We start from the raw sequence: 14,772 nt of genomic DNA, 5'->3' as shown, positions 1-14,772 counted from the left end.
GTAATTTAAAATAGGTATTCCGTAATACCCACTTTTAATTATTCATATTATGCGGCGGTTCGATAGTGTTGCACTAAAAACAACTCTGCGGTGGCAATAGCATCGACCAGTGCATTATGCCCAGGATAATTGGGTAACTTATGACGCTTGCGGCATGCGGCCAGTGTTAATGAATTTTGCGGCAACACCTCAGACATTTTAAGCATATTTTCTCGCTCGGTTCTGAAGGTATCTCGGTACGGAAGTAATAACGGAATACCACAATATTTTAAGCAGAGTTTATTTAAAAAGGCTAAATCCATTTGCGCGTTATGGAAAACTAACACTTTTCCTTTTGCCGCAATCAACAGTTGTTTTAGCATCTCGCGATCAGATATGCCATTTTCTAGCTCACAGTCTCGGATTTTATGAACTGTAGCGCTGTCTCCTACACTCATTTCGGATGCAATCAACCAGTGTTCTGCCGTTGCTAATTTTACGGCACCATTTTCTGCAGTTACCCAGCCAGCACTGATAATCTCGCCTTTTTCACAATCCAAAGATGAGGTTTCGAAATCAACCACTAATGCCGGACAACGAGTGTATCCGGCTTTAGAGCTGGGTAAGCTTTTCCAGCAATCCAACAAATATTGTGCGTCTGCATTTTTCTCGGGATCAGCAACTTTCGAATAGTACATGCGAGCCGACTTTTGATACCAATCATTCATCATTAACGCCCCATTCCTGGTCTGTATTTTTGTGCAACACCCGATTGCGCATCCGCAACAACAGAAAACGCATCACGCAGTTGTTGTCTATTTAATTTGCTCAGCTTGGCAGGATTAACATAATTGCTGACAGGCTCTGACGCTTCGATTTGTTTTGCTTGTTGATTTAATCGAATTTGCATAATCACGCTCCATGCGTCTTGCAAATTTCGACTATCACCAATAGTGAGCGCCTTTACTTTTACCAGCTCGTCGAGCCTAGCGTGGGTATTAACGGCTTTAATGCCATTGCTAAGCGCGTGTATTCGAGCGATATCAACAATCGAAGAAATCGCCTGCTTTTTAAGATTTAACTCATCGCGATGGTCGCCGTTACGTTCAACCACAAATCGTCGGAAAATACCAAGTGGCGGCGGCGTATCCAAAACATTGGCGGCCAAGGCGGCCAAGAAGATGCTGTTACCCCGCGCCTTTTTAAGCATATGAGCTTGCAGTTGATTTGCTAAGGTGTGATCACCGTAGACTGCGCGCAGATCAAAGAAAATACTGACTCGCATAACGGCGTCGGTACTGGGCGCATTAGTCCATCTATCCACTGTACGACACCATCCAGAAAGAGATTGTCGCCACTCATCTGTGGTCGCCATCACTTTGCCGTGACAGTACTCATAACCACAGGCATCTAAGCCATCACACACTCGATGCGCTAAAGCCTCAAACCAAGGCTTGTGTTCTTCCTGTAGATCGTCGCTAATTAATAAGCCGTTATCTTGGTCCGCGCCAAGGAGTTGTTCCGCCCTACCTTGTGAACCGAAACCTAACCAGCAAAATGGCACGGGTGCAGGGCCTAATTCTTCGATGGCCATATCAATTAAGCGAATGGCTACAGCGTCGCTCACCGCGGTAAGAATTCGACTGACTTGGGCAGGTTGCGCTTCTGCTTGAACCCACTGCTGGGTCAGTTGAGGCAACTGAGAGCAAATAACTTTTAGACCTTCAATACTGTTTTGACGGCGGATATGATTAACCAAATACACCGGTTCGTTTTGACGAGCCAACATTAGATCGGAGCCCGTTACAATACCGACTAATTGGGTTTGATCGGAATCCGAAAAGACCGGAATATGATGGAAACCTCTGTAGGTCATAAACAGGGTCGCATCAAATACATCGTCATTAACGGTTAAACCCGCAGGATTTTGCGTCATCACGTCGGCTATGGCTTTGGAAACGTCAAAACCGGCCGCCGTCACTCTGGACCGCAAATCACGATCGGTAATAATGCCAACCAATTTTTCGCCATCCATAACCAAAGCACACGAAACCCTGCGCTCGCTCATAACCGCGGCGGTATGCTGAATAGAATCGTACGGTGCCACAGAAAGAACTGACGTGGACATCAAACTGCCAATCTTACGTCCAAGGTCGGCGGAGGTGTTCAACGACATTGCTGCGCGGCGAATACGACGGCCCCGCTGGGAATGAAAATATCGATCGATATGACGTTGATTAGAACGAAGGGCTTGGTACTGCTCTTCTGGGAAAAAATACAATAAAGTATCTTCGATTAGTACCGCACTAATTCCGGCGCGCTCGCTCAACAAACCTTGAAGATTAAAGCTCTCGCCCTCTTCTAAGCGCTCAATTAACTCACCGTCGGCATCTTTTAATTCCGCGGCACCGGTTCTTAAAATTCGTAAACCAGGATCGCAATTATTTTGCTTAAAAACAGCGCCCTTGCGGTGATATTGAATTTCTAATTGACCGGCAACGGTCACCAACTCCGACTCATCGAGTTCATCAAAAGGCAAGCACGTTTTCAAAAAGTCTAAGACGATTTGAAGCTCTTCTTTATGGGGAGTATTCATTCTTCTAAGCGTCGAAAGTCTCGATTAAACGTAGTTTGGTAATCAATGAACGTTAGCTTGGTTTCACCAAAAAATAGCGATTCATTTTCAGCGGCGAAAACCAATTGCAGTTGCTGTTCATGAGACTCTGGATTGATTTCAACTTCCCACTCCATTCCTTCGCTATCAACCGCTAACCAATCAGACGGAATACCAATGCTTTCGGCGGCATTATCAACCAACGCAATCTTGGCGCCCTCTAGAGCCTGACTGGACGTAAGAGTAAGTTTTAGGCCGCCATTGGGGAGCTCATGTGGAAGGATTTTTACCGAAAAGTCGCCATTTTTTAGTTCGCACATACCACTGGTATAACGACAATTGGGTTTTTCGGCAAGTTTATAACTCTGGCCCGATTCGGCTTTTTGAGGAGGTTCGGCAACCCAAAAACCAACAGCAAAGTAACTCAAAACTGCAAGAATAGGCGCAACGATTAGAGCGGTGACAACGTGTTTATTAGTGAACATAACAACTTAGCTCTTTATATTTATTATTAGAATGAGATGTTCATTAGACTCAAAAACTTCTAACTAACTTTGCCATAAATTAATTAGCGTTCTCTTAAGTTTAACGAACTGATTTTTTCAGTGAAAAATTACTGATAAAAACCCACTTAATTATCTGTCTCGACTATTCAGGCTTTGTGGACTTGAGTCAAATATTTAAATTAACTTTTATCAACAATCTAACTTTTATCAACAATTTGTAGGTAAGCCTAGCATTAATCGTTGCATGTTTTTTGAGAGAACCATCGGCGAGTTACCCCGCCGATGGGCGTAATCCAAGGAGGCAGAATTAGTGAGCGTGAGCGTCACTTACACCTGTTGGAACACGGATTTGCTCAACCATTTCTTGCACTTCTGCTGGTGGTGCAGCAGTTACACGAGAAACAAGAATCGCAACGATGAAGTTCACAAGGGCACCAACCGCACCGAACGCATTAGGCTCAATACCTAAGAACCAGTTTTTCGGCATGCTACCCAAGAACTCGGTACCTGCGACAAACATAATACCCAAGTGTTGGAACACGTAGAGTAGAGTTACGGTGATACCAGCAATCATACCCGCAATTGCACCTTCTTTAGTGATGGTCTTGCTGAAGATACCCATCATTAGTGCCGGGAAGATAGAGGATGCCGCCAAACCGAAGGCAAGTGCTACCGTTCCCGCAGCGAAGTCCGGCGGATTGTACCCGAGGTAACCAGCACCGGCGATTGCAACAGCCATAGCGATACGACTCGCCATAAGTTCTTGTTTTTCGCTGATATCTGGAGCAATAACCCCTTTCAACAAGTCATGGGAAATCGCAGAAGAGATCGCCAACAACAGACCCGCAGCGGTAGAAAGTGCAGCGGCAAGACCACCGGCAGCAACTAACGCAATTACCCAGTTTGGTAGTTCAGCGATCTCTGGGTTCGCCAATACCATGATGTCTTGGTCAATTTTAACCATTTCGTTTACAGCTGGATCAGCACTGTATTGAATGGCGCCATCGTTGTTCTTGTCGTCGAAGCCAAGTAGACCGGTTTTTTCCCAGTTCTTGAACCACTGAGGACGGTCTTCGTACACCAAGTTTTCACCTTGCTCTGGCTGAATGGTGTTGATTAGGTTCAAACGAGCCATACCAGCAACCGCAGGAGCAGTGGTGTAAAGGATAGAGATAAATACTAGCGCCCAACCTGCTGAAGAACGCGCATCTTTTACTTTAGGTACAGTGAAGAAGCGAATAATTACGTGAGGTAGACCCGCAGTACCAATCATCAATGACAAGGTGTACACGAACATGTTTAGAGTGCTACCACGCGATGTGGTGGTGTACTCAGAGAAACCTAATTCGGTAACAACTTGGTCAAGACGATCTAGAAGGAATACATCGGTACCCACAAGCGTACTACCCAAACCTAATTGAGGAAGAATATTTCCGGTTAAGTTTAGAGAGATAAACATTGCAGGAATGGTGTACGCCAAGATCAAAATACAGTACTGAGCGATCTGGGTGTAGGTAATACCCTTCATACCACCCAATACGGCGTAGAAGAATACGATGACCATACCGATGAGTAGACCTACTTCGTAACTTACTTCTAAGAAACGAGAGAAAGCCACACCAACACCTTTCATCTGACCAATAACGTAAGTTACCGAACAGATAATTAAGCAAATTACCGCTACAATTCGCGCACCGCGTGAATAGAAACGATCACCGATAAATTCCGGAACCGTGAATTTACCGTATTTACGAAGGTAAGGCGCAAGTAGCATTGCTAGAATTACGAAGCCACCGGTCCAACCCATTAGGAAAACCGAGCCGCCGTAACCTAAAAACGAGATTAAACCCGCCATAGAAATAAAGGATGCAGCTGACATCCAGTCTGCCGCCGTTGCCATACCATTAGCAACAGGATGCACGCCCCCACCGGCAACATAGAACTCTTTAGTAGATCCAGCGCGAGCCCAGATCGCAATACCAAAATACAGCGCAAAAGACGCGCCTACGACAATGTATGTTAATGTTTTTAAATCCATCTTTTGTTACCTCACTTATACGTCGTCTACGCCGTATTTACGATCAAGTTTGCCCATTAATGCGGAGTAAACAAATGTGAGTACAACAAACACGTAGATGGCCCCTTGCTGAGCGAACCAAAATCCGAGCTTGTACCCCCCGATTGAAATGTTATTAAGTGCATCAACAAACAAAATCCCACACCCAAAAGAAACTACAAACCAAACCACCATTAATTTGATGACCAGAGAGATGTTTTCTTTCCAGTAGGACTTTGCGTCCGCTTCAGACTGAAAGGCCATACATACTTCCTCTAATAATTGTTGTTAGAAATACTGCAAATACCTATAAGAAGAGATTGGGTATTTATTTTTATAGTTTTTTAGAAGACCCACTTACTGGTGAACTGTAAGCGGTTTAGATCACCGTCAACGCCACTTTCAAGTTCGCGCTCTGCGTACTCGTAAGCAACACCGAAGGTTAACTTTGGTACAGGTGAATACATTAAAGAAACGTTTGCGTTAGAAAGCGTTTTATTAACATTTCCGCCGACTGAATCTGGGTTATCCGCTGTACTGTACGCATAGGTAAAAGTACTGCGCCATTTTTTATCCCAGAAATGTTGATAAGAAATAAAGCCACCGGTTACGTCAATTAAGTCGATATCGCCATCGGCTTCAATTGCACCGTCACGGAAACCCGCAAGCGCAATGTATCGACCAAGAGTACCTTGGCTTAGAGAGAAATGAATGTTGTCGCCGCCATCGAATTTATAAACGCCGGTAAAGTTAATTGCTGCGCCGTATTCGTCTTCTTCTTGGCTACCTTGGCTGTACGCAATTTCGCGACCAACAACCGCAAGAGAATAATCAAGATTACCGGCTTTACCGTTATAGCGCGCAACTATGTCTGGCAAGGTGTTGCTATCGAATTGGTTACTGTCAAAACCGGCGCCGCCGTCGTAAAGACCTGATGATGGGTTTTCTAGGGCTAACATAAATGATGTGCCGTTACCCAAACCTTTAGTCCAACGAATTTGTGGTTGACGAGTAAATAGAGTACCCGCACTTGGACCGACGAAGTCGATAGCTTCTGGTAGTGCTGCTACGTTAAAGAACGTACTCCAAGTTTGACCCACAACGATTGAATCGGTCTTGTTGTAGTTATAGGTTAAAAATGCATGACGTAGGCCGTTTGATGCTTGGTTGGTAATACGCTCATCAACGCCTGAGTTAAAATCGGTTTCTACATAGGAGCTTACTGTTTGGCCATTACCAACATCGGTGGTGGTTTTGAACCAAAAACGGCTGTGTTTTACGTGTGAATCAAACGTAATATCGTCTGGAGCATTATCGTTGCCAACAGGAATGGTTGATGGAACTAATAAATCATCACCAACACTTGCTGTTGCACGATCGCCGTCTGAATAATCGTTAGCAATAAAATCTGCTTTAATAAAGCCGCCATATTGAAAGCGAGTGCCTTTTTTAATGATGACGCCTTTTTTCTCTTGGTCTTCTTCTTTTTCTTGAATTTGTTTTTTGAGCTCAGCAATTTCTTGCTCTAAAGCATCGAGCTTTTGGTTTACTTGAGAGGATTGTGCAAAAGTATCTGCACCGAACAAACAAGCACATACACCAACGGCTAGGCTTAATTTGCTTTTTTTGAAAACGTTTGAGAAGGATTGAGAAGACAAACTCTTAGAGTTTGCAACGTAAGGTGTTTGCACAACTGCATTAAAAGCACGTTCGGACATGCTAGGTCTCCTTGTATATTATTATTGTGTATCTTTTTTATTGTGTGGGTAAGTTTTAACGTTTATTGGACGTCGACAGTATTAGCCGATGGTCGAGATTCGACGAAAGTCGTAGCAACTTTTTTTCCGATACACGAAGAAAATTCATTGCTGTAAAAAGGTGTAGTGCAACTTTAGACAAAAGTCTAATTATAAAAACACCTGTTCTAGAGGAAACTGTTTAAGAATAAAGATTGATCACAAAAAACCTTTGTTAAAAAGAATAAAAATAAAAAATTTAAATCGCTAATTTCTTTTCCATTACAAGGAAGGCAAACAATAAAAATTTCCAGTTTGCACTTTTGTTATTTTTTCAGGGTTTAGTAGAGACAAAAAACATGAGCAACGATATTTATCCGGTCAGCGCAGAAATGCGTGAAGCGGCTTTACTGTCGCCAGAGAAATACGAAGAGATGTATAAAGCGTCCATTGAAGACCCAGAAACATTTTGGGCCGAGCACGCAAATCGCATCGTTTGGAGAAAGCCTTTTACCGTTGTAAAAGATGTCTCTTTCAAGAAAGAAGATTTACACATTCGTTGGTTTTCTGATGGCGAGTTAAATGTCACAGAAAGTCTGCTTGACCGACACGTTGAAACAACACCCGATAAAGTTGCCATCTATTGGGAACCAGACACCGAGCACGGCGAAACCCGTGTTATCACCTACAAAGATTTATCAGAACGCGTCAATCAATTTGCCAATGGCCTAAAATCACTAGGCGTTAAAAAAGGCGATGTTGTTACCGTCTATTTACCAATGGTTCCCGAAATGACCATTACCATGCTGGCTTGCGCTCGCATCGGTGCGGTTCACTCTGTGGTATTTGGTGGTTTCTCGCCAGAAGCCATTGCCGGTCGTATTGCCGATGGCTCTTCTGAATATGTCGTTACCGCCGATCAAGGCTGGCGCGCAGGCAAAGCGGTACCATTAAAAGCTAACGTTGATAAAGCCGTTGAAATTTGCCCACAAGGTTTGGTTAAAAACGTTATTGTTTTAAAACACACCGGCGGCGAAGCTCCTGTTGTTGACGGTCGCGACGTAGATTTCAAAGAATTAGCCGACTCACAAAGCACTGATTGTCCGGCAACAATTGTAAATGCCGAAGACCCGCTATTTTTGCTTTATACCTCCGGTTCTACCGGTAAGCCAAAAGGAGTTCTTCACACCGCGGGCGGCTACGCCGTTTATACCTCATTGACTCACCAGTACGCATTCAACTACACCGGCGAAGAAATCTACTGGTGTATGGCTGATATCGGTTGGATTACTGGCCACAGCTACGCCGTGTACGGACCATTAAGCAATGGCGCGACCTGTGTGATGTACGAAGGGGTTCCAAACTATCCAGACTCTGGTCGTATGGCTCGCCTTATCGACAAATACAAAATCAATATCGTCTATACCGCGCCAACCGCCATTCGCGCATTAATGGCACATGGCGACGAACCTGTTGCCGGCGCATCGCTTGAGAGTGTAAAAATTCTTGCGACCGCAGGTGAGCCAATCAACCCAGAAGCATGGCGTTGGTTCTACGAAAAATTCGGTCATTCGAAATGCCCAATTATGGATACTTGGTGGCAAACCGAGACCGGCGGCATGATGTTAACCCCATTACCCGGCGTAACCGATTTAAAACCAGGTTCAGCAACAAAACCGTTCTTTGGTATTCAACCAGCGCTACTGGATAGCGACGGTAAAGTGCTAGAAGGCGAAGCATCTGGCAGCCTTGTTATTTGCGACAGCTGGCCATCACAAATGCGCACCATCTACGGTGATCACGAACGCTTTATCGAAACCTATTTCTCAACCTTTGAAGGTTATTACTTCACCAGTGACGGTGCTCGTCGCGATGCCGATGGCGACTATTGGATCACCGGCCGTGTGGATGACGTACTGAACGTTTCCGGTCACCGCATGGGCACCGCCGAAATCGAAAGCGCTATGGTTGCACACGAAAGTGTTGCCGAAGCCGCGGTTGTGGGCGTTCCTCACGACATCAAAGGCCAAGGTATTTACGTATACGTAACCTTAATTGCCGGTGTTGAACCTACCGACGACATGAAAAAAGAGTTGGTTAAATGGGTACGCTCTGAAATCGGCCCAATTGCCACGCCAGATTTCATTCAGTGGGCTCCGGGCTTGCCGAAAACTCGCTCGGGTAAAATCATGCGTCGTATTTTGCGTAAGATTGCTACCAACGAGTACGAAAACTTGGGTGATACCTCAACATTAATGGACCCGGCAGTTGTTGATACTTTGATCAATGGGCACCAAGAATTGATGGGCTAAAACCCTACAAAAATTGGATTACCTCCCCTAATATAAGCGCCGCTATCAAGGTGCTCTTCCGGTGGTGAGCTATCTGGCCCACCACTTTTTTGCACATCTGTTAGCTTTTTCACTTGATTTCTTGACCAAAGACAGGCGAAATACACACTGAGGTCGACATTACGCCCACAATAATAAGATTTTGTAATATAACGAGACTCTGATCATTACAAGCGATCAGCAAGAGGGTAACTGATGCAAAGCCTAACGTCAGTCGAGCAGGTAATTATTGCCGACGACCACCCCTTGTTCCGAATGGCGCTAAAAAACACTATAGAGCGTTTGTTTCCTGAGACGAATATTCGCGAAGCCGAGGATTTTAACTCTCTTGCCGAGCTACTTCAGGCCGAAGGTCAGCGCAGCCAACTGTTACTGTTGGATTTGCAAATGCCAGGCTGTGAAGGCTTCAGTGCATTAATTTATGTACTGACACACTTCTCACACATTCCAGTTGTGGTGGTGTCTGCGCACAGCGAGCCAGAAATCATTCGTCGTTCTATGGACCACGGAGCAGCAGGATTTTTACCAAAAAGTGCAGACCTTAACGATATGGGTGAAGCCATTAACACGGTATTGGCCGGTGGTTTATGGCAACCAGATATTGGTGACGGCCCGCAAACCATTTCTGATCAAGAACAATCTATCGCTGATTCTTTATCAAAACTCACTCAACAGCAGTTTCGAGTTGCCAGCATGGTTTACCAAGGTTTATTGAATAAACAAATCGCTGCGGAATTAAACATTACCGAAGCTACCGTTAAGGCACACATGACGGAAATATTCAAAAAACTGGGCGTGAATTCAAGAACACAGGTTGTGCTCGCTCTAGGCCAATTAGCTGTAAAACCTCCGGTAAATTTGGAAGAATACCGAATTAGCCACTAATAACAACGATCACTGTAAGCCATAAATCCACAGTTGCACTTATCGTTTAGGAAATTTTTATCCATAGGCGATAACTTCATTTAACCTCTCCGGAGTTTCTAAATCAGTCATACTCCGGAGTACTAAGTATTCCCCATCAGTTTTCGACTATAGCTAAACCCGCCAATCCAGCACCGAAAAATCCCTGCATAGACAGTTACCACAAGAAACGGATGAATCCAAATTCACGTCTCAACAGCGAATACTTCATCATTAAAAAAATGATCAAGAATTTAGTCTCAAATTATCCAAAGCAAGCTCTGATTAACCTGGAGTTTCTCGCGACACAAAGATGTGTCGCCAATTTCAAGAATTGTAAGTGGTTGAAATTACAAAGAAATTGGAAATCGTGTCGTCCATTTTTGCCCTCCCATTCAATCACGAATGAGTTAATCAGAGACTCCTAAAGATCTTCTCGCATTACCCGCCGGCTCTTTTATTACCCGTCTGCACAGCACCAGCATCTCAAGCTCGATCCGAGTTTTTATAATCTTAGAAATTAACGATTAAACCTTTCGATCAATTTGTGCATCCTAATTTTTACTCGACATAAAAATGCCCTATCAATCGATCCAATTCTGAAGGAAATTCAATGCAAAAGTGCCAACAAAATTCCAAGAAAATAATGCAAGCCTTATGTTGGGCGAGCGCAATTATTGCAGCAGCCATTCTTGGCGCATCGAATTTTTTAACCGTGATTTTGCTGCCGATACTCGCCCTTACGGCAATTGGATTAACGTCGAACGAGCACAATAAAACAGCGTCCTGAATAAACCTGCGTCGCTAAATTAAGCCTTCTGATACTTTAAAAATGTTAGAAGGCTTAATCGTAACCACTATTTTGTGACGACTATTTCGTGGCTACTATTTCGTAACTACTATTTTAGCTATTCTGCATCGGCCATTTGTTTTCTGCGTAGTAATTGACGTATCGTGGTTCGAAGCGCCGCCGGTTGAACTGGCTTGGCTAGAAATCCATATCCCGCCTCGGCGATCACACCGCGCAGCCCTTCCGAATTATCAGCACTGATAATCATGGCCGATAGCTCACAACCCCAGTGATAGGTTAACGCCTGTAAAACGTCTAAGCCCGTTTCGTTATCCAAATGATAATCTGCCAGAATAATTTCCGGCGGTTCGGTATGCGCCCACCGACTCAAACACTGCCCTAGGTCGGCGGCAGTTTCGACCACACAACCCCACTGCTCTAGAAGCGAACGCATACCCTCACGATTTGGCTCTTCGTTGTCGATGCACAACACATGCACGCCAGAAAGCTGAGTATCCACCACGCGCCGAGTTGCCACTGCCTGCTTGGTGCCAAGAGGTACTGTTATACGAAACACCGAACCTGAGCCAGGCCAAGAATCCAAATGAATGCCATGACCCAACAAATCCGAAATACTTTTAACGATAGAAAGCCCTAAGCCTAAACCTTGGTTACCATTCACATGGCCGGGTAAGCGTTCAAACTCTTCAAAGATTTTTTCACGATCGCGCGCATCAATACCGGGGCCCGTATCCCAAACCTCAATCACGAGGTGTTGTTGCTTACGGCGACAACCCAGTAAAACCTTACCTTTTTTCGTGTAACGCAGTGCATTACTGATAAAGTTTTGCGCTACCCGGCGCAATAAATGCGGATCGGTATAAACCCATTGATGGGTTGGTACCCAACAAAACTCTAAACCCGCTTCATCGGCTAATACTTGGGCTTCAGACGCAAGCGGCCCCAAAATTTGGTGAATGTCAAAATTCTCGCGACGAGCTTGTTCGCGACCAGAACTTAAACGCGAAATTTCACGCAACGTACTGATCAATTGCTCGGTTGAACCGAGCGCTGCATCCAAATATTTAAGATCGTGGCGCATATCATCGGCTTGTAAATCCGGCTTTTTCACCTTCTCTAACAGCGATGACACAAACAAACGCGCGGCATTTACGGGTTGCAAAAGATCATGGCTGGCAGCAGCAAGAAAGCGACTTTTACTGGCGTGAACGGCTTTTAACTCGCCTTCCATTTTGGCTCGCAAACGATTTTCTTTTTGCAGCGTCTCATTAAGCTCCGTTAATTCGGCCGTACGTTGCGCAACACGATCTTCCAAATGATGTTTGGCTTCTTCGAGTTGAGCCAATATTCGATGATGATCGGTAATGTCGGTGTAGGTGGTTACATAACCACCGTTAGCCAGCGGTGTTCCGCGAATCTCTAGAACCAAGCCATTTGGTAAAATGCGATTAAACAAGTATGGCTGACCAGACTTAAGATTATTCAACCGCCGCTCAATGGCCGCATCCATTGAGCCTTTATCATCGTTAGAGGCACCCAAATAACCGCGCTCGGCGTTAAATTGGTAGATTGTCTCAATCCTGCATCCTACATAGAGCAGTCGCTGAGGATAGTTAAAGAGGTTTTGATAAGGCTGGTTCCAGGCCACCAAACGCAGGTCTTCATCAACCACGCTAATGCCTTGAGGAATATTTTCTAGCGTGGTTTGCAGCAGGGTTTGACTGAACTGAATTTGACGTGAGCTACCGCTTACTAACGACACAAAGTCCTGCAAGTGTAGAGGCTGCTGACGTGCCAAGAGTTGCATTGCACGGTGGGCAGACATGGCACCAATAATGGCTGCCAATTCGGCTTCGATAGTTTGCACCACAAAAAACGGCGCCTTATCGTGGGGAAGCAATCGATGGCCGAGCTGGTGTTCAAGTTGTTGCCAAATATTTTGAGTGCGCTCGGCACCAAACAATGGCTGCACCAACGCTTGCAACTGCTGAACTTCAATATCCGAAGGTTCGCGGTCACCTTGTGAACGAGAACCCGGCCAGCGAACCTGCGTAAATGCATCGGCCTGACGAATATCCAGAGCACTTAAATGAGAACGCCTTGAGACCAACCAAAAAGCCAAACAGTTAGGCACCAAGCTCCATATCAAACCGTGGCTGAGCGGATCTAAAAAACCACCGCCCAACAAATTGTGCGGTGACAACCACGTAATTCCCCAGGGGCCGTCAACAATCAGCGTGTGATGATGCGTTAATAACGTTGGAACCAACAAGCAGTAAAGCCAAAAGAGCATTCCCAAGGCTAAACCCGCCAGCACACCCTTTGAATGACCGCGATACCAATACATGCCGGCAATTAACGCAGGCATAACCTGAGCGGCGGCAGTAAACGACAAGAAGCCAAGCGACGCCAAATCACTTTCGGTACTGAAAGACTGCTCCAGCGCCCAAGCTAATAACAACACCACCAATATTGAAAAGCGTCGAATAAAACGTAATGCTCGACCAAAGTGAGTCGGCTTAAGTACACGCCGAGAGCTAAAAGACAACCAAGCAGGAACGATTAACTCATTGGCGATCATGATCGACAGCGCAACGGTCGCCACAACCACCATACCGGTCGCAGCAGAAAGGGCCCCCAAAAAGGTTACCGCCACCAAGGTTTCAGCGCGCAACCACTGGGGTAATAGCAGCACGTAGCTGTCTGAAGGGATATCAAGGCCCGACAATAAGTAAGTCGCCGCAAAGGTAATTGGCAGCGCAAAAACGGCGAACGCGGCTAAATACAGCGGTGTTAGCCAGCGAACAAACCTAAGATCACTGCGCTGATGGTACTCAACCACCATAAGATGAAACTGACGTGGTAAACAAACAAACGCAAACGCCGAAACAATCACCTGAGTTAGAAACGAAGGCGTAAAAATCTGGTCCCACGAAAAATTCGGCTGGGTTTGGTACTGTCCCAGCGCTTTAAAATCTGGCCAACTCCAAAAAGAACCTCCCGCCAGAAGACTCCACGCAAAGACCGCCACCGATACAAATGCAACCAACTTAACAATCGATTCAGTAGCAACGGCCGTGAGCATTCCGCGCAGTCGCTCGGGTTCGTTAAACAAACGCGTACCAAATAAAATGGCAAACCAAACCATTACCAACGCTGTAATCAAACTGGTGTAATCGCCGAGTTGCTCGTGGTTAATATCCCAGTTGATCGTCGACCAAGCTAATACTACGGCTCGCAACTGCAAGGCAATGTAAGGCAAGGTGCCCAGCACCATAACCAAGGTTACCGCAGCCGCTAACGGTTGATTTTTTCCGTAACGGGAGCCAATAAAATCGGCCACAGAAGTCACTTTGTTGCGAGCAGAAATAACCAATAGCCTGCGAATAAATCGCCAGCCAAACCATAAAATAAAAATTGGCCCAAGATAAATAGGCAAGAACGACCAGCCACTGTCGGCGGCCGTGCCCACCGTGCCTAAAAATGTCCACGAGCTGCAATACACACCTAAAGAAAGTGCATAAATTAATGGTCGCCACCAGCTAAATTGCAATTTGTGACCATAGCGTTCAGCCAGCCATGCAATACCGAATAAAAGACCGCCGTAGATACAAACTAGGAGTAATAAAAGCTGACCGTTCAAAAATAAACCTTAACAAAAATAGATTTCGCGAAAACAACGCGAAGATTTCACGAATACAGGTTCGTAACGCATGCAGGAAAGTTTACTTTAGCATTTTGGAATGCAAATGAGACCATGGTCGGCAGCTAAAGAGCAAAAACAGATTAACTAAAACGTTGAGCACACTTTGAGAA

The 14,772-nt window shown here is 45.2% G+C and carries 10 protein-coding genes; 3 read left to right on the top strand and 7 right to left on the bottom strand.

Annotation, left to right across the window (positions count from 1 at the left end; genetic code table 11):
- Window positions 1–47: 47 nt before the first annotated feature.
- From ACYQ2C_RS04870 to ACYQ2C_RS04845, 6 genes are all read right to left on the bottom strand, one after another.
- Window positions 48–707, bottom strand: a complete 660-nt coding sequence (locus ACYQ2C_RS04870) for a 3'-5' exonuclease (protein WP_460050448.1) — start codon at window positions 705–707, stop codon at window positions 48–50.
- A 2-nt stretch (window positions 708–709) separates the two neighbouring features.
- Window positions 710–2,575, bottom strand: a complete 1,866-nt coding sequence (locus tag ACYQ2C_RS04865; protein ID WP_460050450.1) for a DUF294 nucleotidyltransferase-like domain-containing protein — start codon at window positions 2,573–2,575, stop codon at window positions 710–712.
- On the bottom strand, window positions 2,572–3,078 hold the full coding sequence (locus tag ACYQ2C_RS04860) for a hypothetical protein (RefSeq protein ID WP_460100305.1): 507 nt from the start codon (window positions 3,076–3,078) through the stop codon (window positions 2,572–2,574). Before ACYQ2C_RS04860 ends, ACYQ2C_RS04865 begins: the two co-directional genes overlap by 4 nt.
- Window positions 3,079–3,406: 328 nt before the next feature.
- Window positions 3,407–5,137 (bottom strand): sodium:solute symporter family protein, encoded by a 1,731-nt coding sequence (locus ACYQ2C_RS04855; protein ID WP_460100303.1) that lies wholly within the window; start codon window positions 5,135–5,137, stop codon window positions 3,407–3,409.
- A 15-nt stretch (window positions 5,138–5,152) separates the two neighbouring features.
- Window positions 5,153–5,419, bottom strand: coding sequence for a DUF4212 domain-containing protein (locus ACYQ2C_RS04850; RefSeq protein WP_460050456.1), 267 nt, complete (start codon window positions 5,417–5,419; stop codon window positions 5,153–5,155).
- 80 nt (window positions 5,420–5,499) lie between these two features.
- Complete coding sequence (locus ACYQ2C_RS04845) at window positions 5,500–6,873, bottom strand: DcaP family trimeric outer membrane transporter (protein WP_460050458.1); 1,374 nt, start codon at window positions 6,871–6,873, stop codon at window positions 5,500–5,502.
- A gap of 377 nt (window positions 6,874–7,250) precedes the next feature.
- On the opposite strand from ACYQ2C_RS04845, the gene acs reads away from it, so the two are divergent.
- The 3 genes from acs to ACYQ2C_RS04830 all read left to right on the top strand — a co-directional run bounded on the left by acs (window position 7,251) and on the right by ACYQ2C_RS04830 (window position 10,922).
- Window positions 7,251–9,203: an acetate--CoA ligase gene (acs, locus tag ACYQ2C_RS04840; protein WP_460050460.1), complete on the top strand. Its 1,953-nt coding sequence runs from the start codon at window positions 7,251–7,253 to the stop codon at window positions 9,201–9,203.
- 234 nt (window positions 9,204–9,437) lie between these two features.
- Window positions 9,438–10,127, top strand: a complete 690-nt coding sequence (locus tag ACYQ2C_RS04835; RefSeq protein ID WP_460050462.1) for a response regulator transcription factor — start codon at window positions 9,438–9,440, stop codon at window positions 10,125–10,127.
- 639 nt (window positions 10,128–10,766) lie between these two features.
- On the top strand, window positions 10,767–10,922 hold the full coding sequence (locus ACYQ2C_RS04830; RefSeq protein WP_460050464.1) for a hypothetical protein: 156 nt from the start codon (window positions 10,767–10,769) through the stop codon (window positions 10,920–10,922).
- A gap of 131 nt (window positions 10,923–11,053) precedes the next feature.
- Here ACYQ2C_RS04830 and ACYQ2C_RS04825 read toward each other — a convergent pair whose 3' ends face one another.
- On the bottom strand, window positions 11,054–14,599 hold the full coding sequence (locus tag ACYQ2C_RS04825; protein WP_460100297.1) for a sensor histidine kinase: 3,546 nt from the start codon (window positions 14,597–14,599) through the stop codon (window positions 11,054–11,056).
- Window positions 14,600–14,772: the final 173 nt, after the last annotated feature.

It is taken from the genome of Sessilibacter sp. MAH3, from assembly GCF_054658275.1.
The sequence above is the reverse complement of the archived record's forward strand: the minus strand, read 5'-3'. Positions and strand labels throughout refer to the sequence as shown.

Bases quoted from the DNA above. Each gene is read 5' to 3' on its own strand.
- acs (WP_460050460.1), top strand. From the start codon at position 7,251: ATGAGCAACGATATTTATCCGGTCAGCGCAGAAATGCGTGAAGCGGCT.
- ACYQ2C_RS04845 (WP_460050458.1), bottom strand. From the start codon at position 6,873: ATGTCCGAACGTGCTTTTAATGCAGTTGTGCAAACACCTTACGTTGCA.
- ACYQ2C_RS04855 (WP_460100303.1), bottom strand. From the start codon at position 5,137: ATGGATTTAAAAACATTAACATACATTGTCGTAGGCGCGTCTTTTGCG.
- ACYQ2C_RS04850 (WP_460050456.1), bottom strand. From the start codon at position 5,419: ATGGCCTTTCAGTCTGAAGCGGACGCAAAGTCCTACTGGAAAGAAAAC.
- ACYQ2C_RS04835 (WP_460050462.1), top strand. From the start codon at position 9,438: ATGCAAAGCCTAACGTCAGTCGAGCAGGTAATTATTGCCGACGACCAC.
- ACYQ2C_RS04860 (WP_460100305.1), bottom strand. From the start codon at position 3,078: ATGTTCACTAATAAACACGTTGTCACCGCTCTAATCGTTGCGCCTATT.
- ACYQ2C_RS04870 (WP_460050448.1), bottom strand. From the start codon at position 707: ATGAATGATTGGTATCAAAAGTCGGCTCGCATGTACTATTCGAAAGTT.
- ACYQ2C_RS04865 (WP_460050450.1), bottom strand. From the start codon at position 2,575: ATGAATACTCCCCATAAAGAAGAGCTTCAAATCGTCTTAGACTTTTTG.